The organism is Parvibaculum sp. (genome assembly GCF_046297875.1).
Lineage (GTDB): Bacteria > Pseudomonadota > Alphaproteobacteria > Parvibaculales > Parvibaculaceae > Parvibaculum.
Map to the genome: position 1 here is coordinate 35,179 of NZ_JBKBHD010000001.1, position 22,487 is coordinate 57,665.

Below are 22,487 nucleotides of genomic sequence, written 5' to 3' on the forward strand. Positions count from 1 at the left end.
TTCCGGTTCCCCATTAACCATCCCTCAACACTCTGCACCCCGAACACATTGGAATCGTTCCCTTATTCCGGTTCCTCTTTGTTAAGACCTTGCCATTAGGGTTGACGCATGGAAGCGACTTGGCGCCGGGACCGTGCTCTTTTGAGGCGCGCCTGGCGAGCTGGGGATATTGGGGCATGACGGAATCCGTTTTCGGCAAGATCAGCGTTCTTGTCGTCGATGACAGCGCCTATATGCGCCATCTGCTGATGACGCTGCTTCAGGCGCTCGGCGTCGGCGAAATTCATCTGGCGATCAACGGCGAAGAAGCCTGGGAACTTCTGAACTCGAAGGAACCGGACATCGTCATTACCGATGCGGCGATGGTTCCCGGCGACGGGTTCATGTTCGCCAAGCGGTTGCGCAGCCTTCGCGGGCTCGCGCTCGGCATGATCCCCATCATCATGGTGTCCGGCCATACCGATCTCGAATCCGTGGAACGGGCGCGCGATATCGGCATCACGGAATTTCTGTCGAAGCCGATTTCGGCGCGCGGCCTTTACGAACGTCTCATTCAGGTGATCGACCGCCCGCGCACCTTCGTCGAAACGCCGACCTATCGCGGACCCGACCGGCGCCGCCGCGATACGCCATTCGACGGCAAGGAACGCCGCGGCTCCGTCGCGCTGCTTTGAGGAGAAGCATCATGGAAGAACGCAGCATCACATCGCGTCTTGCACGCCATCTTGCAGGCCACGACGCCGCCACGGGCGAAACGCCGCCCGATGTCCGCTTCATCCGTGTGCCGTCCATCGCCGAACGCAAGCTCGGCGCCGACTATGTCGCGCCGATGCGCCTCGATCCGCGCGTTCTCAACCAGATGCAGTCGACGATCCGTACGCTGGAAACGAAATATGCCGAAGCCTTGTCGGCGCAGGTTGCCATGCTGCAGCTCCTTGTCGAACCGGCGGTGAAAGGCGATTCGGACGCGCGCAGGCGCCTCTATTCGCTCTCGCACGACATGCGCGGCCTTGCCGGCACGTTCGGATTTCCGATTGCCGGCCGCTTTGCCGACTCGCTCTGCCGCTTTGTCGAGAATTGCCACGAGGAAGACTGGCGCGATGGATCGGTCATCCGATACCATGTCGATGCGATCCGCGATGCCGTCGACAATCCGGGCACCGACCCCGCCATCACGATGGAAACGCTCAATGCGCTTGAGCGGCTGATCAAGACGACGCGCGGCAACCGGAAAATGGCCGGATGAACGGCGAGCCGACCAAAGCGGACCCGGATTTCCTTCGCCGCCTGAAAGTGCTGGTCGTCGAAGACAGTGCCGAAATGCAGCGGCTGCTGACGGCGCTTCTGGCTTCGATGGGCATTGGCCATGTCGTCGTGGCGCTGGATGGCGAGCGCGGGCTTGCCGCCTTTGCCGCGGAATGTCCCGACATCATCATCACCGATGGCGCGATGACGCCGATGGATGGCTTTGAGATGACGCGCCGCATCCGCGCGAGCGGCGCGGGCCAGGCGGCCAATCCCGATGTGCCGATCCTGATGATTTCCGGCCATGCCGGCCGCGAAAACGTGGCCTATGCGCGCGATCAGGGCGTGACCGACTATCTGGTGAAGCCGCTCTCGGCGGAAATGCTCTATGAAGCCATCGTCGCCGCCGTCTCGCGGCCGATCCATTTCGTCGAGACGCCCGGCTATCGCGGGCCGTCGCCGCGCCGCACGCTCGATGCGCGCCGCGCCGACACCTGAACCCGTCAAGCGACTCCCCTTTCTCCCCGAGTCACGGCAAACTGCGGCCACCGGCCAAACCGGGGGAACCATGCTGCAACGGCTCGCCACATCGCTTCGCTTCTACTTCGTCGCCCGTCAGTCCGAAATCGAACGGCAGGCAGGCGCCATCCCCTATTCGATTGTCGACGGACAGGTGGCGGTGCTGCTGGTGACATCGCGGCGGACGGGGCGGTGGCTGTTTCCCAAAGGCGGGCTGATGGAAGGGCTGACGGCGCACGAATCCGCGGCGCGCGAGGCGCTGGAGGAAGCGGGCGTGGAAGGCGATGTGCTGGCCACACCGCTTGGCACATGGCGCTCCATCAAGCGGCGCGGTGTTCATGTGACGCCGATCGAAGTCGACATGTTCCCGCTGCGCGTGACACGGCAACTCGACAATTGGCAGGAACAGTCGCAACGCCGCCGCCACTGGGCAAGCCTGCGCGAAGCGCAGCAGCTTCTCCGCGACCCCTATCTTGCCGATCTTGCAATGAGGCTGCGCGAGTTGCGCTAGAGGCTCGAAGCCATTTTCATCAGCCAGTAGATGACACCGGCGAGGAAACCGGCAGCCGGCACCGTGATGACCCATGCAGCCGCGATGGTGATGACATGGCGGCGGCGGACAAGGCGGCGCTTTTCGCGCTTGGCCTGTTTCCTGATTGCATCTTCCGGCGTTTTCGACAGCGATGACGGTTCGCTTGCCTTTGGCTTCGGCGCCTTCACGCCATCGGCGTTCAGGCCGAGATTGGCAAGCATCTCGCGCAGGAAGCCGACGCCGAACACGCCGCCAATGGCGATATGCGTCGAGGAAACAGGCAGACCGAGCGCGGAGGCGATCAGCACGGTGATGGCGGCGGCGAGCGCAACGCAATAGGCGCGCGGCGCATCCATCTTCGTGATCTTCGCGCCGACGGTGCGGATGAGGCGCGGGCCGAACAGTGCAAGGCCGAGCGATATGCCCATAGCACCGATCAAGAGCACCCAGAGCGGCAAGGCGACATCGCCCGTGGCGGCGTGCCCGCTTTCGGCGGCGGCGACGATCGCGGCAAGCGGTCCCACCGCATTCGCCACATCGTTTGCGCCATGTGCGAAGGAGAGCAACGCGGCAGCAAAGATGAGCGGCAGGGTGAAAAGCGTCGCCACATGCTTGCGGCGGTTTTCGAGTTTCGGTGCATGGCGCTTCACCCAGGGACGGGTGGCAAGCGTTGCGACGATGAAGGCTATGATGCCGAGCAGCCACACGGTTTCCGTGGAGGGCTTCCAGATTTTCGACAGGCCCTTCAGCGAGAGATACATGGCGAAGACGCCCGCCATGAGACCGATCATTACCGGCACCCAGGTCTGCGCGGCTGCAAGCCTGTCCTCGCGGAAAAGAACTCGCCACTTGATGAAGGCAAGCAGCCCCGCGGCGATGAGGCCGCCCATCACCGGCGAGATGACCCAGCTCGCTGCTATAGCGCCCATCGTGCCCCAGTTGACGATGCCGAAACCCGCCGCGGCGATGCCCGCACCGAGAACGCCGCCGACAATCGAATGTGTGGTCGATACAGGTGCGTTGAGGAATGTTGCGAGGTGCAGCCACATGCCTGCGGCGAGGAAGGATGCCATCATCAGCATCACGAAATCGCGGACCGGGAATTCGGCTTGCGGCACGATGATGTTGCGGGAGATCGTGTTCACCACGTCGCCGCCCGCAAGGATGGCGCCCGCCGCCTCGCAGGTCGCGGCGATGACGAGCGCGGCGCCCAGCGGCAAGGCGCGGCTGCCGACGGCGGGGCCCATATTGTTGGCGACGTCGTTCGCGCCGATATTGAGCGCCATGTAGCCGGCGATGACGCCGCCCGCGATGACGAAGAGGCTCAAGGGGCCGGCAGGGACAAGGCCCAGCATGAAAAGGAAGACTGCGATCAGGAAGACAATGGCAAGGCCCGGTGCCGCGATTGATCGCGACAGGGCCAGTGTCGCCTCTTCCAGACTGCCGACCTTCTTCAGATCCTTGTCGAGCGTACTCTTTGCCACCTGCCCCCCAAACCCGCGGTTTTCGAGACCGTTTCGCCGGGAGGAGCCTTTATCATTCCGGGCAGCGTCCGCCTAGCCGGTGTGACATTTTTTTGACAGTTTGATGACGGTCAGAGGTTGCGGATGGCCAGATAGCCAGCCAGAGCCGCCGTGGCCGTCAGGAACATGCCCCAGGCCATGTCCACCGCCGCCATCTTCCAGGGCCAGCCCTTGAGTGTCGCCAGATTGGTCATGTCATAGGTGCCATAGGCCAGAAGGCCGAGCAGCGCGCCGCGCAGAACCGCGCCTTTCCAGCTTTCGGCAGGAAGCACCGCGAAGAAGACCACACCCGCCACATAGAAAAGGTAAAAGCCCGCCGCGGCGCCGAAATCCGGCACATCGCGCATCAGATGGCCGATGGAGCGGGCGTAGAAGTCCTTTGCGATATAGGCGAGCCAGACATAGTCGATGGCCAGAAACACGAAAGCTGTGGCCAGATAGGCGATCGCATAGGTCATGGGGCGCTCCTCCGCGGGATTTCAGAGTATACGCGGTGCGGCGGGAAACGGATCAGCCACCTATTCCGGCGCCATCAGGGGCCAATCGACAATCCGGGATTCCAGATCCTCCATATCGGCCTCGTCTTCATAGAGAAACCGTCCGTGAACGGACATGCCGGCAAGGCGCACCGCCTCATACTCGCCGGACCGCAGCGGATGCCACCAGGGCAGATCCTTGCCTTCCTTCAGGAGCCGGTAGGCGCAGGAGGGCGGCATCCAGTCGATGTCCTCCAGGTTCTTCGGCGTGAGGGTCACGCAGTCGGGCACGAGGGTCGAGCGGTTCGCGTAGTCCTTGCAGCGGCAGGTCTCGGCATCGAGCAGGCGGCAGGCGATGTCGGTATATTCGATTTCGCCCGTGTCTTCGTCCTCCAGCTTGATGAGGCAGCACTTCGCGCAGCCGTCGCACAGGCTCTCCCACTCCTCGCGGTTCATCTCATGGAGGCGCTTCACGCGCCAGAAGGATTCGGGTGTGTCTTTCATTTCGGGACAGAACCCCGCCAAGCGCGATTTGTCAAAGGGCTCCGCCGCCCCCTGATTGCCCCCATCCCGCCCTTTTTCATGCACAAAGTTCGGCCAGTCTCGTTTTGATCCACGGTTCTGCTTCCGGGGGCTGGCATGACACTCGCATGAGACAGCGTTCCAGAAGACGCCCGCAACAGGACCATCGAGGCGGTTAACCTTGTCCGAAGACGACGAAACAGATCCGCATTATCCCATGCGCGCTGCCGTGAAGCGCGCGCAGGAGAATCGCGAGCTGCCGCCGGAAGACGACAAACCGCGCGGCCGGAAAAAGGCGAGCCTGCCCATGCGAATGCTCGCCTGGTTCTCGTTTGCCTTCACGGCGGTCTGCGTCGGCTTTGCCGCGCTCGTCTTTCTGACGCTTCCCGAACTTCAGCGCGCCATCGAGCGCGGGTATACGGAAACGCTTTCCATTCGCGTACTGAACGCGGCGGATGAGGAAATCGGCATGCGCGGACGGCGCACGACGCCGACAGTGCCGCTCGGCGAAATGCCGCCCTATCTCGTCAAGGCCGTGCTTGCGACGGAGGACCGCCGCTTCTACGAGCATGGCGGTTTCGACAAGCGTGGCATCGCGCGCGCCATGTGGAGCAATATCAAGGCATTCTCCTTTGTCGAAGGCGGATCGACGATCACGCAGCAGGTTGCGAAGAATCTCTATCTCGACAACAGCCGCACCATCTGGCGCAAGGCGCAGGAAGCGCTGATTGCCATCTGGCTCGAGAACAATCTGACGAAGGACGAAATCCTCACGCTCTATCTGAACCGCATCTATATGGGTGCCGGCAATTACGGCGTCGATGCGGCGGCACATTACTATTTCGGCAAATCGGTGCGCGATGTCTCGCTTGCCGAGGCAGCCATTCTTGCCGGACTTCCCAAGGCGCCGAGCCACTTTGCGCCGACGAACGATCTCGAACGCGCGCGGTCTCGCGCCAATCAGGTTCTCGACCGGCTTGTCAGCGCCGGCAGCCTGACCGAGCAGGAAGTTTCGGGCGCCCGCGCCTATCCGGCCGAGGTTCTGCCGCGCACGAAGGAAGCGGGACGGGAATATTTCGTCGACTGGGTGGCCGAGCAGACGCGGCAGCTCTTTCCCGGCATGACGGGCCGCATCACCGTGCGGACGACACTCGACCCCAAGCGCCAGAGTGCGGCCGAAGATGCGGTGCGCAAGGCGATCGAGGAAATGGGCGGCCAGCGCAATGTCTCGCAAGGCGCACTTGTCGCGCTGGCGCCGGACGGCGCGGTGCTGGCGCTTGTCGGCGGCAAATCCTATGTCGAAAGCCAGTTCAACCGGGTGACGCAGGCAAAGCGCCAACCGGGCTCGGCCTTCAAACCCATCGTCTATCTCGCCGCGCTCGAAGCCGGGTTCACGCCGGACAGCCCGGTAACGGACGAACCCGTTTCGCTGGGCGGCTGGACGCCGCGCAATGTCGCGGACCGCAACTGGGGAACGGTGACGCTCTCGACCGCGCTTGCCAATTCGGTCAACACGATCACGGTGCAGGTTGGCGACAGGATCGGCATGGACCGGATTCTCGGCGCGGCCCGCAAGCTCGGCATCGAAAGCCCGCTGCCGCGCAACCTTTCCATCGCGCTCGGCAGCGGCGAAGTAACGCTGCTCGAACTCACCTCCGCCTATACGGCCTTTGGAAACGAGGGCCGCCGCGCCGCGCCCTACGGCATCCGCGCCATTGAGGCGGAGAACGGCGATGTACTCTTTGCGCATCAATCCGCCGTGAAACCGGCAATCACCTCGACGCAAGCGCATGACATGACGTACATGCTTTATCAGGTCATGACGGAAGGCACGGGCCGCTCGGCCGCACTCAGCGGCCGTCTCGCCGCCGGCAAGACCGGCACCAGCCAGGACAATCGCGATGCCTGGTTCATCGGCTATACGGGCCACGAAACGGCAGGCGTCTGGTTCGGCAATGACAACAACTCGCCGACCGAGGGTGCGGGCGGCGGCAATTTCGCGGCCATCGCCTGGCGCAACTACATGAACGCCGCCGAGCGCAACATGGCGCCGGCCCCCCTGCCCGGCGCCGTGCGCTACCGGGATGCCTCTTTCGTGGCGGCGACGACGCCCCGAAGCGGCTTCTTTGCCGAACTCGCCGATCTCTTCAATGCGGCACCGAAACTCGAAGGGCGCGACAGGAGCGACCGCGGCAGGCCGGATTTCCGCGTCGGCGGGCGCTGAACCGCACAGGCAATTGCGCCGCTGCGCGCGATACGCCATACAGGCGGCGTCGAACAACCGGAAATCCAGATTTTGGCCGCGCCTCTCCTTGCCCTTCGCGATATCCGCACCGTTTTTGCCGATCAGGTTCTGATCGCGGGCGCGAGCTTTGCGCTCGCCGCGGGCGACCGGCTGTGCCTTGTCGGGCGGAACGGCAGCGGCAAGTCGACGCTGCTGCGGATTGCGGCAGGGCTTACCGAGCCCGATGGCGGCGAGGTTTTCCGCCAGCCCGGCACGCGCATCGCCTATCTCGAACAGGCGCCCGACTTCGGCGGGGCGGAGAGCGTTCTCGATTATGCGATGTCGGGCGGCGCGGAAGAACACAAGGCCGCCGCCGCGCTGGACGAGCTGAAACTTTCGCCATCGGCAAGCCCGGCCACGCTTTCAGGCGGCGAAGGGCGCAAGGCGGCGCTTGCCCGCGTACTTGCCGAAGAGCCGGACATTCTGCTGCTCGACGAACCGACAAACCATCTCGATCTGCCCTCCATCGAATGGCTCGAGACGCGGCTCTCGCAGTTCCGTGGCGCCTTCATCCTCATCAGCCATGACCGCGCCTTCCTCCGGCGGCTCGCGGCGGGCTGCCTCTGGCTCGACCGCGGCATCATCCGCCGTCTCGACAAGGGCTTTGCCGCGTTCGAGGAATGGGTGGAACAGATACTCGCCGAAGAGGAAGTGACACAGCGCAAGCTCGACAAGCTGATCGAGCAGGAAACGCAATGGTCGCGCGAAGGCATTTCCGCGCGGCGGACGCGCAACCAGGGACGTCTCAGGCGGCTCCACGCGATGCGCCGGGAGCGCGCGGCGCAGGTGCAGCAGACGGGCCGTGTGGAGCTTGCAGCCGAGGCGGGACAGGCATCCGGCTCGCTTGTCGTCGAGGCGAAGAACATCACCAAGGTCTGGCCGCAGCCCGATGGCAGCGAGCGTGTGGCCGTGCGCGACTACTCGACGCGCATCATGCGGGGCGACAAGCTGGGCTTTATCGGCCCGAACGGCGCGGGCAAGACGACGCTTCTGAAAATTCTCACCGGCGCGCTCAAGCCTGACAGCGGCCATGTGCGGCTCGGCACCAATCTCACGCCTGTCTATATCGACCAGTCACGCGCCTCTCTGAACCCTGAGGCGAGCCTCTGGGATACGCTGTGCGAAGGCGGCGGCGACCAGGTGATGGTGCGCGGGCGGCCGAGGCATGTCGTTTCCTATCTGCGCGATTTCCTGTTTCGCGAGTCGCAGGCGCGCCAGCCCGTGAAGGCGCTTTCGGGCGGCGAACAATGCCGCTTGCTGCTGGCGCGGGCGCTCGCCAAACCGTCGAACCTTCTCGTGCTCGACGAACCGACAAACGATCTCGACATGGAGACGCTCGATCTCTTGCAGGAAATGCTGTCCGATTACGATGGCACTGTGCTGCTGGTGAGCCATGATCGCGATTTTCTCGACCGGGTGGTCACGTCCGTTGTGGCGCTCGATGGCGAGGGCAATGCGGAAGAATATCCGGGCGGCTATACCGACTGGCAGCGCCAGCACAGGGAGCGCACAAAGCCGGAGCAGAAGCAGGCGGCTGCGGCACCGAAGGCGGAGCGCGCGAAGGCGCAGACCAAGCTCAGCTACAAGGATACCCGCGCGCTGGAAGATCTGCAGAAGCGGATGCCGCAACTTGAAAGCGAGATTCTGGCGGCGGAGAAAAAGCTGGCCGATCCCGACCTCTACACGCGGGATGCCGACGCTTTCCATAAGCTCAGTACCGCGCTCGACAGGCTGAAAGCGGAGCTTTCGGCGGCGGAAGAGCGGTGGCTCGAGCTGGAGATGAAACGCGAGGAACTGGCTGGCGACTGACGGCCGATCCGGCACCCGTTAACCAGACCGCGATAATCCCTTTGACTGTTTCATGACGGCACGATTGGATGATGTTCGTGCTGATTCGCTCATGGGGGTGTAGCGGGACAGCAGACCAAATGACCTTGGGTCCAGAAGGACCCACAGGGGGGATTGTTGAAGCTGGCCCTGAAGCTTTTGGCTACGGTGCTCGTGGCGCTCGCGTTTGGCGTGGGATCTGCGCTGCTTGCTGTCCGCTCGGGCGGACTGGGCAAAGCTGTCTCCTCCGGCCCCTGGGAAACCGACCTCACCATCGGCAGCGCCGACGCCGATCCCTATATACGGGCGCAGGTGGCGGTGGCGGGGCTCCTCGCGCTCAACCGGAACGAAACGATCTACTTCACCGCCGCGCGCGACGGAGACGGCAATCGCCTGCGTAGCGACTGCAGCTACAAGGTCGAAGGATACGACCCGCCGGCACGCTGGTGGAGCATCACGCTTTATGGCGAGGATCACTATCTCGTTTCGAATCCGCTGCAACGCTATTCCTATGGCGGCGAGACGGTGGCGCGGAACGAGGATGGCAGCTTCACCATCATGGTCGGGCCCGAGGAAACGGACGGAAACTGGATTCCGACGGGCCAAGGCCATAGCGATGCCACATTCACCCTCACTCTCCGGCTCTACAACCCGGACGAAAATGCGGCGCGCAAACCTTCCGGGATCGTGCTGCCGCAGATTGCCAAGGAGGCATGCGCGTCATGAAAACCTGGCCACTCTGGATCGCAGGCACCGTTGCGCTTGCCGCCGTGTTCCACATCCTCACTGTGTTTGCCCTGCCCTATGGCATCATGAACCGCGCCATGGCCGGCATTTCCTCGCAGGCGGGCGGCGTGAACCAGGCGGTCTATCCCGACCGGGCGACATCGGACTCGCGCGGCATCGTGCGGCCGAGCCCGGACCTGCTCTATACGGCCTGCGTCTATGACGTATCGGACCGGCCGCTGCGGTTGACCTCGCCCGTGCCGGACACCTACTGGTCGCTTTCGGCCTTCGCGTCCAATACCGACAATTTCTTCGTGGTGAACGACCGGCAGGTCCGCAACAAGCGCATCGAGATCATCCTGACGGGGGATGAAGGACTTATTGTCGAGGGCGGTCAGCCCGTCATCGTCGCGCCGAGCACGCGCGGCATCGTGCTTTTCCGTTCGCTGGTCCCTTCGGAGGAAGCGGTGGTCGAGATCGACACGCTGCGCCGGCAGGCCAATTGCGAGCCGCTTTGAGGCTAGTTTGAGTCGCGGCCCGCTGTAGCCCTTGGGCACGGGCACTGTTACCATTCTTCCCAACGAGAGACGACGCGCCTTCCCCGGGGAGACTTCCATGAACCGCAATTTCATCATCGGCTGCATTGCCGCCGCCGTGGCCGTTGCCCTGGCCATCATCCTGGTGGTGCGGCCGGGGGGCGATGCCTCGGGCGGCCTCAAGACCGTCACCTTCGCTACCGACTGGAAGGCGCAGGCGGAACATGGCGGCTTCTATCAGGCGCTCGCCAATGGCTATTACGAGGAGGCGGGCCTCAATGTGCGCATCCTTCAGGGCGGGCCCGGCGTGAACGTGCCGCAGCTTCTGGCGGCACATACCGTGGAGTTCGGACTCGGCTCCAACAATTTCATTCCGCTCAACATCGCCGCGGCGGAAGCAGGCGCGAAGGCGGTGATGGCCTCGTTCCAGAAAGACCCGCAGGTCTTCATCACCCATCCGCGCGACGACGTGAAAAGCATTGCCGACATGAAGGGCAAGCCGATCATGGTGTCGGATGCGACGGTGAGCGCCTTCTGGCTGTGGCTGAAATCGAAATACGGTTTCGAGGACGGTCAGATCAGGAAATACACGTTCAACCTCGCGCCCTTCCTCACCGACACGAGCGCGATCCAGCAGGGCTATCTTTCCTCCGAGCCCTACATGATCCGTCAGGAAGGCGTGGAGCCGCAGGTCTTCCTTTTGTCCGACTATGGCTATCCGGGCTATGCCGCCTTCATTCTTGCGAGCGACCGGATGATCGCCGACGACCCGGAGACGGTGCAGGCTTTCGTCGATGCGAGCATCAAGGGCTGGGTCAGCTATCTCTATGGCGACCCTTCGCCCGCCAATGCGCTCATCAAGCGCGACAACCCGGAAATGAGCGATGAGGCGATCGCCAATGCGATCGCACTGATGAAGGAAAACGGCATCGTCGATTCCGGCGAGACGGGCGAACTCGGCGTGGGCGCAATGACCGATGCACGCTGGCAGCGCTTCTATAACGAGATGGTGGAAGCGGGCGTCTATGACGCGAACCTCGACCTTCACAGCGCCTATACGCTCGAGTTCGTCAATCGCGGCGCGGGTCTCGAGCTGAAGAAGGAACTGACGGGCGAATGACGGCGGCCGGGGCGGAAGCAACGTCCTCTCTCATCGAACTCAGCGGCATCGGCAAGACCTATGCGAATGGCACGGCTGCGCTGACGGGGGTGGATGCCGCCGTGCGCGAGGGCGGATTCGTGTCGCTTGTCGGGCCTTCGGGCTGCGGCAAGAGCACGCTGCTTCGGATCATTGCGGGGCTGATCGCGGAGGATCACGGCAAGCTCGACTGGCCGGCGTCCGGCGCGCGGCCGCACGACATCGGTTTCGTCTTTCAGGATGCGACGCTGATGCCCTGGGCAAGCGTTGCCGACAATGTCTATCTGCCGCTGAAGCTGAAAGGCGTGGGCCGGACGGAAGCGGGGCCGCGCATTGCGGAGGCGCTTTCGCGCGTCGGGCTTTCCGATTTCGCATCCGCGTTCCCGCGCGAGCTTTCCGGCGGCATGAAGATGCGCGTCTCCATCGCGCGGGCGCTGGTGACGGAGCCGCCGGTGCTGCTGATGGACGAGCCCTTTGCGGCGCTCGACGAATTCACGCGGGAGAAGCTCGACGGCGATCTTCTGGCGCTGTGGCAGGCACAGGGCTTCACCACGATCTTCGTGACGCACAGTATATATGAGTCCGTGTTCCTTTCGGAGCGCGTGCTGGTGATGGGCGCGCGGCCGGGGCGCATTCTTGCGGAAATCGAGATCGGCGAGCCCTATCCGCGCGGGCGCGATTTCCGCGAGTCCCCGCGCTATGTGGAAATCTGCGCACGGGTGAGCGCGGCGCTGCGCGAGGGGGCGGCGATATGAAGCGCGCCGACACGCTTTCCGCGCGGTTCATTCGCATTGCCGTGCCGGTGACGGCCGGCATCGTCTTCCTGCTCGTCTGGGAAGCCTTCGTGACGATCCGCGAGATACCGCGCTTCGTGCTGCCGGCGCCTTCGGTGATCTTCGAGAGCCTTGTCCAGAATTTCGGTTCGCTGATGGCATCGCTCTGGGTGACGCTGCGCGTGACCATTGCGGCCTTCCTGCTCGCCATTGTCGGCGGTGTCGGGCTCGCCATCGTGTTCTCGCAGAGCCGCGCTGTCGAAACCGTGCTCTTCCCCTATGCCGTTGCGCTGCAGGTGACGCCGGTGGTTTCCATTGCGCCGCTCATCATCATCTGGGTCGGATATGACCGGGTCGAAATCGCCGTGCTGATCCTTGCCTGGATCGTCGCCTTCTTTCCGATCCTGTCCAACACGACGCTGGGCCTGCGCTCGGCGGACCACAATCTGCGCGATCTCTTCCGGCTTTATGGTGCCTCGCGGCTGCAGGTGCTGACGGAGCTGCAGCTTCCTTCCGCCCTGCCCTACATCCTTGCGGGCCTCAAGATATCCGGCGGGCTGGCGCTGATCGGAGCGGTGGTGGCGGAGTTCGTGGCGGGTTCGGGCTCGGGCAACGGGCTTGCCTGGCGGATCGTGGAGGCAGGGAACCGGCTCGACATTCCGCGCATGTTCGCGGCGCTCTTCCTGCTATCGGCGCTCGGCATCACGATCTTTTTCAGCCTGAGCCTGCTCGAAAACCGGTTGCTGCGGCGCTGGCATGAAAGCGCGGTGCGGCGGGAAAATTAGGCCGTCCAATCGCATCGGCGGAAATCCGCCGGATTCTTAATATACTCTTTTTTTATGTAATATATAAATATTCACACGATCATTGACGTTTATTGAGAAAAAACCCATCTTAGGCGGGAAATAGCCCGGTCCCCTTGCGTCCGGGCGCGCGCGCCCATATTCCTTCGCCGGACAAATCGCGGCGCGCATTTCCGGCATCAGGGACGCTTACATGGCTCAACACACCCGCAAGGGCGCACAATTTCAGGCAGTGACGGCAAACCGCCTCGCAGACGGCATCGTGGTCTATCTCACGGAAAATGCTGAATGGTCGGAGTCGCTACAGGAGGCCGCCGTGGCCGAAGGCAAGGAGGCAGCGGAAGCGCTGCTCGCCAGGGCCGCCCCCACCGTCGAGAACAACATCGTGGTCGAGCCCTATCTCTTCGAAGTCATCCAGGAGGATGCCGGCATCCGCGCTGCAAGCGTGCGCGAAACGATCCGGCAGGCTGGCCCGACGGTGCGGCTCGATCTCGGCAAGCAGGCGGAACTTTCCGGCGTTCATAGTTGACCGACACGTTGAGCCGCAAGGCAGAGGCAGAAGTACATGTATCGTTACGACGAATTCGACCAGCAGATAGTCAATGAGCGCGTGGCGCAGTTTCGCGGCCAGGTCGCGCGGCGCCTTTCGGGCGAGATCACGGAAGATGAGTTCAAGCCGCTGCGCCTGATGAACGGCGTCTATCTGCAGCTTCATGCCTATATGCTTCGCGTCGCCATTCCCTATGGCACGCTCTCCTCGCGCCAGCTCCGGATGCTCGCGCATCTCGGCCGCAAATATGACCGGGGCTATGGCCACTTCACCACGCGCCAGAACCTGCAATACAACTGGCCCGCGCTGAAAGACATGCCGGACCTGCTCGCGGAGCTTGCGACCGTCGAGATGCACGCGATCCAGACATCGGGCAACTGCATCCGCAACGTGACGTCCGACCAGTATGCGGGCGCGGCGAAGACGGAGATCGAAGATCCGCGCATCGTTTCGGAAATTATCCGGCAGTGGTCGACCTTCCACCCTGAATTCTCGTTCCTGCCGCGCAAGTTCAAGATCGCCGTGTCCGGCACACCGGACGACCGCGCCGCGATCCGCGTGCACGATATCGGCATCCAGATCGTGCAGGATGCAAAGGGCAATATCGGCTATGAGGTCTATGTCGGCGGCGGGCTTGGCCGCACACCGATGATCGGCAAGAAGCTCGCCGATTTCGTACCGAAGGAAGACCTGCTCGCCTATCTCGAAGCCGTCATGCGCGTCTACAACATGTATGGACGGCGCGACAACATGTACAAGTCGCGCATCAAGATCCTCGTGCATGAGATCGGCGCGGAAGAAATGAAGCGCCAGGTCGATGCGGAGTTCGCCGAGCTGAGGAAGGCGGGGACGCTGCATCTGCCGCTGGAAGAAGTGGCGCGGATCGAAGCCTATTTCCGCCCGCCGGCCTTCGATGAGCTGCCGAACGAAAGCACGGAACTCAACAAGGCGGTGCTCGCCGATCCCGGATTCGCCAATTGGGTGAAGTCGAATATCGCCGAACACAAGGTGCCGGGATATGCCATCGTCAATATCTCGCTGAAGCCGATCGGCGGCACGCCGGGCGACTGCTCGTCGGACCAGATGGACGCGGTGGCCGACATTGCGGAAAAATACAGCTTCGACGAGCTGCGCGTGACGCATGAACAGAACCTGACGCTTGCCCATGTGCGCAAGAAGGATCTCTACGCCGTTTACGAGGCACTGAAGAAACACGATCTCGCAACGGCGAATATCAATCTCATCACCGACCAGATCGCCTGCCCCGGCCTCGACTATTGCGCGCTTGCCAATGCGCGGTCGATCCCGATCGCGCAGCGCATTTCCGAACGCTTTGCCGACATCGCGCGGCAGCACGAGATCGGCGAACTCAAGATCAACAATTCGGGCTGCATCAATGCCTGCGGCCACCATCATGTCGGCCATATCGGCATTCTCGGCGTCGACAAGAAGGGCGTCGAATATTACCAGGTGACGCTGGGCGGCGCGGCGGACGAGAAGACGGCGATCGGCGATATTGTCGGCCCGGCCTTCACCGAAGGCGAGATCGTGGACGCGATCGAGAAGATCGTGAACACCTATCTCGGCATCCGCAAGAACGGCGAACGCTTCATCGACACCTATCGCCGCGTCGGCATCGATCCGTTCAAGGAGAACCTCTATGCAGCTCATTAAGAACGGCGCGTTTGTCGAGGATCAGTTCGTGACCGTCGGCGACGACGAGGCGCTGCCTGAGGGCGCCGCTATCGTATCGCTCGAACGCTGGCAGGCCGAGCGCGAGACGCTTCGCGCGCGCAATGCGCCCGTCGGCGTGCGCCTGAAAAGCGGTCAGGAACCTTCAGTGATCGCAGGCGATCTAGACAAGCTCGCGGTCGTCGCACTCGAATTTCCGGCCTATCGCAATGGCCGTGCCTATTCCTATGCGCGGCTCCTGCGCGAGCGCCATGGCTACAAGGGCGAGCTCAGGGCGGTCGGTAATGTGCTGCGCGACCAGTTCCAGTTCATGATCCGCTGCGGCTTCGATGCGCTGGAAGTTGCCGACAACATCACGCCGGAAATCTTCGCGGAATGCGCGGGGTTCTTCACCGCCTTCTATCAGCCGGCGGCCGACGGCAAGGAGACTGTTCTTTCGCTTCGCCAACGCCTTGCCGCACGGGCACAGGCGGCAAGCTGACCGCAGGGCGGTACGGCACACAAAAAGCCCGGCCCTCTTTCGAGGCGCCGGGCTTTCTTACGCAACCTTACTTTCCCGCGGCAATGATACGCAACTCGGGGGGCTGTTGCCGCGGACTCGCGCTATTACGCAGCGCGGAGCTTTTCGAAGGCTTCGGTGAACTTCGCCGCATAGGGATTCACGGCATCGCGCACGGTCGACACGGTGAGCTCGTTCAGCTCGCGCGCGGCGTCGATGTTGCGCTTCAGCGTGGCGCGGACATACTCATTCTGGAGTTCGACCGCCGACTTGAGGCTGCCCGACTTGAGCACGGCGCGGGCGGTTTCGACGCCTTCCTCGAAATTGGTGCGGGCGAGCGTGGCGATGATACCGGAAGCAGCTTCGATCGCGTTCTTCGCTTCGGCCATCGGCGCGGCCTTGGCGGTCGTGGTCTTGGCCGATGCCTTCCTGGCGCGCGGCTTTGCTTTGGTCGTCTTTGCCTTCGTGGCCTTGGGGGTCGCTTCAGTCATTTCAAATCTCCTGTATCGCGTGGCCGCTCCCATTGGTTGGGAGCGTTTCCCCGCACATACCGGCGCGCCGGATTTGTGCGCTGCACAATGAGATAATGACCCCCTGCCCCAGCGTCAAGAGAAATTTGTGCGATGCACAATAACCGGCCCCGCCCAGGGTGCTTGTGCTCAAAATCGGCTTATGGAGAAAGGACTTAGGGTGGGTTGCGGCGCAGGGTCGCAGATCAGGGAAGCGAGCGCCGCGGCGCTGCCGGGACCGAGCGTCCAGCCCAGCGTGCCGTGGCCGCTGTTGACGAAAAGCCCGCTGATTCCCGGCACCTCACCGATCACCGGGCTGCCATCGGGCGTCATGGGGCGCAGCCCACACCAGAACCCGGCCTCCTCCCGCCGCGGCCCGACCTGCGGCAGCACGCCTTCCAGCGCATCGAGAACCGAGCGGGCACGGGCGGGCTCCAGCGTCAGATCATAGCCGCCGACTTCGGCCTGTCCGGCGGCGCGGATGCGATCCCCCAGGCGGCTGATGACGATCTTGCGTTCCTCATCCGTGATGCTGACTTCGGGCGCATTGCCCTCGGGCGCGGGGAGCGTCACCGAATAGCCTTTCAGCGGATAGATGTAGGAGCGGATGCCGAAGGGGCCGAGGAGCGCGCGTGTCTCCGTGCCGGCGGCGATCACCACGGCGTCCGCCGCTACCGCGTCCTGCGTGGTTTTCACGCCACGGACCTTTGAACCATCGGTCAGAATGCGCGTGACGCTGGTATTGCTCAGAAATTTGACGCCAAGGCGCGCCGCGCCATCGGCGATACCGCGCGAGAAGAGATGCGCATCGCCGCTGCTGTCGGACGCCGCGTAGAGACCGCCTGCAATGTCGCCGCGCTGCATGGCGGAGCCGAGTGCGGGTTCGAGCGCGGCGCATTCGGCCGGCGTCAGCAATTTCTGCTCGAGGCCCATGCGCGTGATGATCGCGGATTCCCTTTCCGCTTCCTTCATCGCATGAACGTCGCGGAAGATGCGGAGAATGCCCTTCTCCTTGCGCTGGAAATCGAGCGGTGTACCGGCTTCGGCAAACGCACGCTCATAGGCCGCGAGGCGCGCGCGGGTGAGCAGCGCAATTTCGAGATTGGGCGGAATGCGCTCCGCCCGCGCCGAGGCGCGGCAGCGGAGCAGGAACTTCAAAAGCCAGAGCCATTGCTCGGGGTCCATTTTCGGGCGAAGGCGGAACGGCGCATCGTCGCGGCCGAGCCAGCGCAGGATCAGAGCCGGGATTTCCGGCCCGGCCCAGGGCGCAACCTCACAAGCCGAGAGCTGGCCGCCATTTGCGTAGGAGGTGCCGAGCCCCGCCCCTTCGCGCGCCTCGATGAGCGTGACCTTCAAGCCGCGCAGCGCCAGTTCATAGGCGGTCGAGGCGCCGACAATGCCGGCGCCGATGACGATGGCAGAACAGGGGACTTTCACCGGGACAACACCTTGAGGACTTCCGCCGCAGCGCGGCTCATGCCGATAGGCCTAGCAAAGCCGCGCCGCTTTTGCGACGGCAAAGACGACGCGGCGCGCTCCCTTGACGGCGAAGAGGAAGCGCGATATATGTCACCGTATGGTGACAAAAGGCAAGACACAGGCAAAGCCGCGCGACCGGGAAAAGACCGGGCAGGCCATTCTCGATGCGGTGGGCCGGCTGATCCTGCGCGACGGGCTTTCCGGCGTCGGCATCAACGCCATCGCCCGCGAGGCGGGCGCGGACAAGGTTCTGATCTACCGCTATTTCGGGGATCTCGACGGGCTCTACAGCGCCTATGCCGAGAACGGCGATTTCTGGTGGACGGTGGAGGACATGCTGGCCGCCGCAGAAGGCGCGGCGACGCTTGGCGAAGCGCTGAAGGCGGGGCTGCGTCACCACGCAGCGGAAATGCGCAAGCGGCCGGTGACGCTTGCCGTGATCGCCGCCGAACCCGCCAACCGCAATGCGCTTGTCGTCGCACTGGAAGAGGTGCGCGAGCGGCGGGCCATCGAAACGATGGAGGCAATCGCCGCGCGCTACGGCATGCCCGAAGGCGCCGACATTGCGGCGCTGACCGGACTTCTTGCCGCCGCGATCGACTATCTCCTCGCCCGGGCGCGGACGATCCGCGTCTATGGCGGTGTCGAGATCAAGACGGAAAAGGACTGGGAGAGAATTTTCGCAACCATCGACGCGATGATCGACGGCGCTCTGGCGTCTGCGCGTCCCAAAGGGAGGAAACGGCCATGACAGTTTCGACGACGCGGCGGCGGCTGCTGCAGGGCGCGGGCGCCATCACGCTTGTTGCCGTTGGCGGCGCCATCTGGCGCGCGCACGACCGCGAGGTGTTTGCCACGCCATCGGGCGCACCCTACGACCCCTGGGTCATGTGGCAATCGCCCGACCATGCGGGAACGCCGATTGCGCTTGTCGCGGCGGGCATTCTCGCCTCCAACCCGCACAACACGCAGCCCTGGATATTCCGCGTGAGCGAGGACCGCATCGAGGTGCTTGCGGACACGACACGCCATCTCGGCACGTTCGACCCCTATTTGCGGGAAATGCATATCGGGCTTGGCTGCGCCATCGAGAATATGGTGCTGGCGGCGCCTGCCAATGGATATGCGGCGACAGTGGAGGCCGCGCCGGGCTCGCTCCGCGACATCGAACGCGGCGGTATGGTGCGCGCGGCGGTGATCCGCCTCGCACCGGGCAATGGCGCAAGCGACCCGCTTTACGACGCGATCCCTCACCGTCACACGAACCGCTATGCCTATGACCGCGCGCGCGGCTTCCCGGAAGACCTGCTGCGCCGCATAGCCACCATGCCAGTGGAGAACGGCGTGGCGGTGTCGCTCTTCACCGAGGGCGAGACGTTCGAGGCCCTCGGCCGGACGATCATCGAGGCCACGGATGCGATCGTCGCCGATGACGAGATGATCGAGGACAGCCACCACTGGTTCCGCGACGGGCCGCGCGAGATGGCGCGTGAGCGCAGCGGGCTCGAGCTCGACACGGCGGGGCTTGCGCCGGCGCTGCTCGCCGCAGCAAAGTTCCTGCCCGCGCTTCCCGCCAAACAAAGCCACGGCGCCTGGGCGGACCAGACGCGCGACACGCATATTCCGACGGCGGCGCTCCTTGGCACGATCTCGCTGCGCGACCGCTTCGACCGGCCGCAGACGCTTGCCGCCGGGCGCATCTGGCAGCGCATCCATCTCGAAGCAAGTGCAGCGGGCATCGCCATGCATCCGCTCAACCAGCCGGTGGAGATGGCGGACCGCGACCGCCAGCTTGCGCGCGATGCAGCGTGGGATGCACGGCTCGTCAGCATCGTCGGCGATCCTCAATGGCAACCGACCTTCGCCTTCCGTGGCGGCTATCCGACGCGCGAGGCGATGGCAAGTGCAAGGCGGAATGTGGAGCAAGTGAGCGAGGCGGGCTGAAGCGCGCCTTTATGCTTTCAGCAGCGGCGCGACTTCATCCGCAGGAAGCGGCAGCGTCTCGACATAGAGGGACTGGCTCGGGAAGGCGAAGCCGGCGCCTGCACCCTCTACGATCTGCTTGATGCGAAAAGCGAGCGCCTCTTTCACTGCAAGCCATTCGCCCCAGACGGTGGATTTCGTGAAGCAGTAGACCATGATGTCGATGGAGGAGTCGTTGAAGCTGTCGACCTTCACGAAAAGCGGTGCCAGCGGCGGCTGCACGAAATCCTCGGTCGATGTCAGATAGTTTTCGATGTCGGCCACGATGCGGCGAAGCTGATCGTGCGTGGTGCGGTATTCGACGCCGATCTTCCAGGAGATGCGCCGCGCGGTCATGGCGCTGTAGTTGACGACCGAATTGTCGGAGAGCTTCTGGTTCGGCACATAGACCGGCGCGCGGTCGAATTGCCGGACCAGCGTCGAACGGAAGCCAATCTTTTCAACAAAGCCTTCAACCACGCCATCGACCTTGATCCAGTCGCCCAGACCGAACCGCCGTTCGATCAGGATCGACATGCCGCCGATCAGGTTCTTGAAAAGATCCTGCGCGCCGAGGGCGACCGCCACGCCGAACAGGCCGAGGCCGGCGATGATCGGCGCCACCTGAATTCCCCATGTCTGGAGGATCGTCGCACCCGCGACCAGAACGACAGCGGTCTTCCCGCCGGCGATAAGCCAATCCAGGATTTCGGGTGTTAGCACACGCTCCAGTAGGCGCAGACCCCGGCTGACCGGGCCGATGCAATTATAGATCGCCCAGAAGATCGCAACAATGATGAGCGAACGGTTCAGGTGTTCGGCGATCTGGCCGGTCGTATCCTCGAAATCGAGATATTCGGTGGCGAAGAAAAAACCGAGCGCAAGAAAGAGGAAGCGCAGCGGGCTCTTGATCGCATCGCGGATGTAATCGTCGATCTTCGTCTCCGTCCGCTCGACCCAGCGGTCGGCGACCCTTATCACGAAGCGGGTGAAGAGCCCGCGCAGCACGTAGAAGGCGCCGAATATGGCGATCGCGACCAGTATGTCGCCGACATTGTGGCCGAGGACGCCTGTGCGCCAGACATCGACGACAAGTTCCCAGTAGTTTTCGAGATTGGTCAGCGTGGTCTGCATGGCAATCGGAATTTATCCAGGGCGGAAGTTGAGGCAGAGTTATGCAGCGGCCGGCGCGCGCTCGCGCGTGGCGGAAAAGCGGATCTTCGGCCACTTCTCGAGCGTGTAGCCAAGCTCCCAGGCGCTCTTGCCCATGAAGACGGGAGCGCCGTCGCGGTCCGTCGCCATGTTGCCGCGATGGGCTTCCATGAAACGCTTGAGCTCGGCGGGGTCTTCCGCCGCGACCCAGCGCGCGGTTTCGTAGGGCGACGGCTCGAAATGCACCTTGATGTCGTATTCGCTGGCGATGCGCGAGGCGAGCACTTCAAGCTGGAGCTGGCCGACGACGCCGACCACCCAGTTCGCGCCGATCTCGGGCTTGAAGACCTGCGTCACGCCTTCCTCGGCGAGGCTTTCAAGCGCACGGCGCATATGCTTTGCCTTCATCGGATCGTCGAGGCGGATGCGGCGGAGGATTTCCGGCGCGAAGTTCGGGATGCCGGTGAATGTCAGGTCTTCCGTCTCGCTCAGCGTATCGCCGACGCGGATGGTGCCGTGGTTCGGGATGCCGATAATGTCGCCCGCATATGCCTCGTCCAGCAATTCGCGGTCCTGCGCGAAAAAGAGGATCGGATTGTGGACGCCGATGGTCTTGCCGCTGCTGGAAAGCTTGAGCCGCATGCCGCGCCTGAACTTGCCCGAGCAGATGCGCATGAAGGCGATACGGTCGCGGTGGTTCGCGTCCATGTTCGCCTGCACCTTGAAGACAAAGCCAGTTACTTTTTGCTCGGTCGGCTCCACCATGCGGTTCGCGGCGGGCTGCGCGCGGGGCGGCGGGGCAAGGCGCACGACCGCATCGAGCAGCTCGCGCACACCGAGTTTGCGCAGCGCGCTGCCGAAATAGACCGGCGTCATGTGGCCGGCGCGATATTGCTCGATGTCGAAGGTCGTGCTGCCTTCGCGCGCGAGTTCCATTTCCTCGCGGAACTTCGCCAGCTCATCCTCACCCAGATATTCGGCGATCTTGTCTCCGCTCAGGCATTCGGGTTCCTCGTCGCTACCTTCGGCACCGGGCTTTATATAGGGGATGAAGCGGTCGTTCTCGGGATCGAAGATGCCGCGCAGGAGGCCGCCCATGCCGGCCGGCCAGATCATCGGCACGGTGTCGAGCGCGAGTTTCGAGGCGATCTCGTCCATCAGCTCGAAGGGGTCCTGGCCTTCGCGGTCGATCTTGTTGATGAAGGTGATGATCGGTACGTCGCGCAGGCGGCAGACTTCAAAGAGCTTCAGCGTCTGCGCCTCGATGCCTTTCGCGGCGTCGATCACCATGATGGCGCTGTCGGCGGCTGTCAGCGTGCGGTAGGTGTCTTCGCTGAAATCCTCGTGGCCCGGCGTATCCAGCAGGTTGCAGGTGATGCCCTTGTATTCGAAGGTCATGACGGCGGACGTTACCGAGATGCCGCGGTCCTGCTCGATCTTCATCCAGTCCGAACGCGCCCGCCGGTTGTCGCCGCGCGCCTTGACCTGACCGGCGAGGCGGATCGCCCCACCCTTCAGGAGCAGGTTTTCGGTCAGCGTGGTCTTGCCCGCGTCGGGATGGGAGATGATGGCGAAGGTCCGGCGGTTCCGGACCTGCGTTTCCACCTCGCCTCCCGGCCGGGCGGCGGCTTCGGTCGTACTCAATTCTGAAGTCTCCGGTTGGATTTGCGGCGGACCCTAACCCAAAGCCCCGGAAATCGCCACCCGCGACAATTGGGCCGCGTCCCCGCGACAAATGGC

The 22,487-nt window shown here is 63.6% G+C and carries 23 protein-coding genes; 16 read left to right on the plus strand and 7 right to left on the minus strand.

Going from position 1 to position 22,487, the window contains the following annotated elements; all coding sequences use genetic code 11:
* Positions 1-176: 176 nt before the first annotated feature.
* The 4 genes from ACK4FH_RS00205 (at position 177) to ACK4FH_RS00220 (ending at position 2,275) form a co-directional block, all read left to right on the plus strand.
* Positions 177-674: a response regulator gene (locus tag ACK4FH_RS00205; protein WP_409809912.1), complete on the plus strand. Its 498-nt coding sequence runs from the start codon at positions 177-179 to the stop codon at positions 672-674.
* A gap of 11 nt (positions 675-685) precedes the next feature.
* Positions 686-1,246, plus strand: a complete 561-nt coding sequence (locus ACK4FH_RS00210) for a hypothetical protein (RefSeq protein ID WP_409809915.1) — start codon at positions 686-688, stop codon at positions 1,244-1,246.
* Positions 1,243-1,743 (plus strand): response regulator, encoded by a 501-nt coding sequence (locus ACK4FH_RS00215; RefSeq protein ID WP_409809918.1) that lies wholly within the window; start codon positions 1,243-1,245, stop codon positions 1,741-1,743. Before ACK4FH_RS00210 ends, ACK4FH_RS00215 begins: the two co-directional genes overlap by 4 nt.
* Positions 1,744-1,813: 70 nt before the next feature.
* A complete protein-coding gene (locus ACK4FH_RS00220) occupies positions 1,814-2,275 on the plus strand; it encodes an NUDIX hydrolase (RefSeq protein WP_409809921.1) in 462 nt (153 codons plus the stop codon).
* On the opposite strand, the gene ACK4FH_RS00225 is transcribed toward ACK4FH_RS00220, so the two are convergent.
* The 3 genes from ACK4FH_RS00225 to ACK4FH_RS00235 form a co-directional block, all read right to left on the minus strand.
* Complete coding sequence (locus ACK4FH_RS00225; protein WP_409809924.1) at positions 2,272-3,780, minus strand: inorganic phosphate transporter; 1,509 nt, start codon at positions 3,778-3,780, stop codon at positions 2,272-2,274. The genes ACK4FH_RS00220 and ACK4FH_RS00225 overlap by 4 nt on opposite strands.
* A 110-nt stretch (positions 3,781-3,890) precedes the next feature.
* On the minus strand, positions 3,891-4,277 hold the full coding sequence (locus tag ACK4FH_RS00230) for a DUF2177 family protein (protein ID WP_409809927.1): 387 nt from the start codon (positions 4,275-4,277) through the stop codon (positions 3,891-3,893).
* A 60-nt stretch (positions 4,278-4,337) separates the two neighbouring features.
* Positions 4,338-4,799, minus strand: coding sequence for a YcgN family cysteine cluster protein (locus tag ACK4FH_RS00235; RefSeq protein WP_409809930.1), 462 nt, complete (start codon positions 4,797-4,799; stop codon positions 4,338-4,340).
* Between the two features lie 199 nt (positions 4,800-4,998).
* Here ACK4FH_RS00235 and ACK4FH_RS00240 point away from each other — a divergent pair, with 199 nt between their 5' ends.
* The 10 genes from ACK4FH_RS00240 to ACK4FH_RS00285 all read left to right on the plus strand — a co-directional run bounded on the left by ACK4FH_RS00240 (position 4,999) and on the right by ACK4FH_RS00285 (position 15,627).
* Positions 4,999-7,041 carry a transglycosylase domain-containing protein gene (locus ACK4FH_RS00240; protein ID WP_409809932.1) on the plus strand — a complete coding sequence of 681 codons (2,043 nt, stop codon included), beginning with the start codon at positions 4,999-5,001 and terminating at the stop codon, positions 7,039-7,041.
* 72 nt (positions 7,042-7,113) lie between these two features.
* Complete coding sequence (locus ACK4FH_RS00245; protein ID WP_409809935.1) at positions 7,114-8,910, plus strand: ABC-F family ATP-binding cassette domain-containing protein; 1,797 nt, start codon at positions 7,114-7,116, stop codon at positions 8,908-8,910.
* Between the two features lie 156 nt (positions 8,911-9,066).
* Entirely contained in the window at positions 9,067-9,654 is a 588-nt protein-coding gene (locus tag ACK4FH_RS00250) for a DUF1214 domain-containing protein (RefSeq protein WP_409809938.1), read from the plus strand.
* On the plus strand, positions 9,651-10,172 hold the full coding sequence (locus tag ACK4FH_RS00255) for a DUF1254 domain-containing protein (RefSeq protein WP_409809941.1): 522 nt from the start codon (positions 9,651-9,653) through the stop codon (positions 10,170-10,172). Before ACK4FH_RS00250 ends, ACK4FH_RS00255 begins: the two co-directional genes overlap by 4 nt.
* A 97-nt stretch (positions 10,173-10,269) precedes the next feature.
* Positions 10,270-11,310 carry an ABC transporter substrate-binding protein gene (locus ACK4FH_RS00260; RefSeq protein WP_409809944.1) on the plus strand — a complete coding sequence of 347 codons (1,041 nt, stop codon included), beginning with the start codon at positions 10,270-10,272 and terminating at the stop codon, positions 11,308-11,310.
* Positions 11,307-12,083 (plus strand): ABC transporter ATP-binding protein, encoded by a 777-nt coding sequence (locus tag ACK4FH_RS00265; RefSeq protein ID WP_409809946.1) that lies wholly within the window; start codon positions 11,307-11,309, stop codon positions 12,081-12,083. The genes ACK4FH_RS00260 and ACK4FH_RS00265 overlap by 4 nt, the downstream gene beginning before the upstream one ends.
* A complete protein-coding gene (locus ACK4FH_RS00270) occupies positions 12,080-12,886 on the plus strand; it encodes an ABC transporter permease (protein WP_409809949.1) in 807 nt (268 codons plus the stop codon). Before ACK4FH_RS00265 ends, ACK4FH_RS00270 begins: the two co-directional genes overlap by 4 nt.
* A gap of 211 nt (positions 12,887-13,097) precedes the next feature.
* The gene (locus ACK4FH_RS00275; protein WP_409809952.1) at positions 13,098-13,433 is read left to right on the plus strand and encodes a DUF2849 domain-containing protein; all 336 of its coding nucleotides are present in this window, start codon (positions 13,098-13,100) and stop codon (positions 13,431-13,433) included.
* A gap of 36 nt (positions 13,434-13,469) precedes the next feature.
* Entirely contained in the window at positions 13,470-15,128 is a 1,659-nt protein-coding gene (locus tag ACK4FH_RS00280) for a nitrite/sulfite reductase (protein ID WP_409809955.1), read from the plus strand.
* Entirely contained in the window at positions 15,115-15,627 is a 513-nt protein-coding gene (locus tag ACK4FH_RS00285) for a DUF934 domain-containing protein (protein ID WP_409809958.1), read from the plus strand. The genes ACK4FH_RS00280 and ACK4FH_RS00285 overlap by 14 nt, the downstream gene beginning before the upstream one ends.
* Before the next feature lie 125 nt (positions 15,628-15,752).
* Here the strand turns inward: ACK4FH_RS00285 and ACK4FH_RS00290 are convergent, their stop codons facing one another.
* Together ACK4FH_RS00290 and ACK4FH_RS00295 are read right to left on the minus strand one after the other, a co-directional pair.
* Positions 15,753-16,136: a phasin family protein gene (locus ACK4FH_RS00290; RefSeq protein WP_409809961.1), complete on the minus strand. Its 384-nt coding sequence runs from the start codon at positions 16,134-16,136 to the stop codon at positions 15,753-15,755.
* Positions 16,137-16,304: 168 nt separating this feature from the next.
* Positions 16,305-17,591 (minus strand): D-amino acid dehydrogenase, encoded by a 1,287-nt coding sequence (locus ACK4FH_RS00295; protein WP_409809964.1) that lies wholly within the window; start codon positions 17,589-17,591, stop codon positions 16,305-16,307.
* A gap of 103 nt (positions 17,592-17,694) precedes the next feature.
* On the opposite strand from ACK4FH_RS00295, the gene ACK4FH_RS00300 reads away from it, so the two are divergent.
* Both ACK4FH_RS00300 and ACK4FH_RS00305 read left to right on the plus strand, forming a co-directional pair.
* Positions 17,695-18,384, plus strand: a complete 690-nt coding sequence (locus ACK4FH_RS00300) for a TetR/AcrR family transcriptional regulator (RefSeq protein ID WP_409809966.1) — start codon at positions 17,695-17,697, stop codon at positions 18,382-18,384.
* The gene (locus tag ACK4FH_RS00305; protein WP_409809969.1) at positions 18,381-19,577 is read left to right on the plus strand and encodes an Acg family FMN-binding oxidoreductase; all 1,197 of its coding nucleotides are present in this window, start codon (positions 18,381-18,383) and stop codon (positions 19,575-19,577) included. The genes ACK4FH_RS00300 and ACK4FH_RS00305 overlap by 4 nt, the downstream gene beginning before the upstream one ends.
* Positions 19,578-19,586: 9 nt before the next feature.
* Here the strand turns inward: ACK4FH_RS00305 and ACK4FH_RS00310 are convergent, their stop codons facing one another.
* Both ACK4FH_RS00310 and ACK4FH_RS00315 read right to left on the minus strand, forming a co-directional pair.
* On the minus strand, positions 19,587-20,729 hold the full coding sequence (locus ACK4FH_RS00310; RefSeq protein ID WP_409809972.1) for a mechanosensitive ion channel family protein: 1,143 nt from the start codon (positions 20,727-20,729) through the stop codon (positions 19,587-19,589).
* Positions 20,730-20,768: 39 nt separating this feature from the next.
* Positions 20,769-22,391 (minus strand): peptide chain release factor 3, encoded by a 1,623-nt coding sequence (locus ACK4FH_RS00315; protein ID WP_409809975.1) that lies wholly within the window; start codon positions 22,389-22,391, stop codon positions 20,769-20,771.
* Positions 22,392-22,487 lie beyond the last annotated feature (96 nt).

Excerpts from the sequence above, each read along its gene's own strand:
- ACK4FH_RS00205 (WP_409809912.1), top strand. The coding sequence starts at position 177 with ATGACGGAATCCGTTTTCGGCAAGATCAGCGTTCTTGTCGTCGATGAC.
- ACK4FH_RS00285 (WP_409809958.1), top strand. The coding sequence starts at position 15,115 with ATGCAGCTCATTAAGAACGGCGCGTTTGTCGAGGATCAGTTCGTGACC.
- ACK4FH_RS00215 (WP_409809918.1), top strand. The coding sequence starts at position 1,243 with ATGAACGGCGAGCCGACCAAAGCGGACCCGGATTTCCTTCGCCGCCTG.
- ACK4FH_RS00265 (WP_409809946.1), top strand. The coding sequence starts at position 11,307 with ATGACGGCGGCCGGGGCGGAAGCAACGTCCTCTCTCATCGAACTCAGC.
- ACK4FH_RS00255 (WP_409809941.1), top strand. The coding sequence starts at position 9,651 with ATGAAAACCTGGCCACTCTGGATCGCAGGCACCGTTGCGCTTGCCGCC.
- ACK4FH_RS00220 (WP_409809921.1), top strand. The coding sequence starts at position 1,814 with ATGCTGCAACGGCTCGCCACATCGCTTCGCTTCTACTTCGTCGCCCGT.
- ACK4FH_RS00280 (WP_409809955.1), top strand. The coding sequence starts at position 13,470 with ATGTATCGTTACGACGAATTCGACCAGCAGATAGTCAATGAGCGCGTG.
- ACK4FH_RS00210 (WP_409809915.1), top strand. The coding sequence starts at position 686 with ATGGAAGAACGCAGCATCACATCGCGTCTTGCACGCCATCTTGCAGGC.
- ACK4FH_RS00270 (WP_409809949.1), top strand. The coding sequence starts at position 12,080 with ATGAAGCGCGCCGACACGCTTTCCGCGCGGTTCATTCGCATTGCCGTG.
- ACK4FH_RS00235 (WP_409809930.1), bottom strand. The coding sequence starts at position 4,799 with ATGAAAGACACACCCGAATCCTTCTGGCGCGTGAAGCGCCTCCATGAG.
- ACK4FH_RS00290 (WP_409809961.1), bottom strand. The coding sequence starts at position 16,136 with ATGACTGAAGCGACCCCCAAGGCCACGAAGGCAAAGACGACCAAAGCA.
- ACK4FH_RS00260 (WP_409809944.1), top strand. The coding sequence starts at position 10,270 with ATGAACCGCAATTTCATCATCGGCTGCATTGCCGCCGCCGTGGCCGTT.
- ACK4FH_RS00305 (WP_409809969.1), top strand. The coding sequence starts at position 18,381 with ATGACAGTTTCGACGACGCGGCGGCGGCTGCTGCAGGGCGCGGGCGCC.
- ACK4FH_RS00310 (WP_409809972.1), bottom strand. The coding sequence starts at position 20,729 with ATGCAGACCACGCTGACCAATCTCGAAAACTACTGGGAACTTGTCGTC.
- ACK4FH_RS00275 (WP_409809952.1), top strand. The coding sequence starts at position 13,098 with ATGGCTCAACACACCCGCAAGGGCGCACAATTTCAGGCAGTGACGGCA.
- ACK4FH_RS00230 (WP_409809927.1), bottom strand. The coding sequence starts at position 4,277 with ATGACCTATGCGATCGCCTATCTGGCCACAGCTTTCGTGTTTCTGGCC.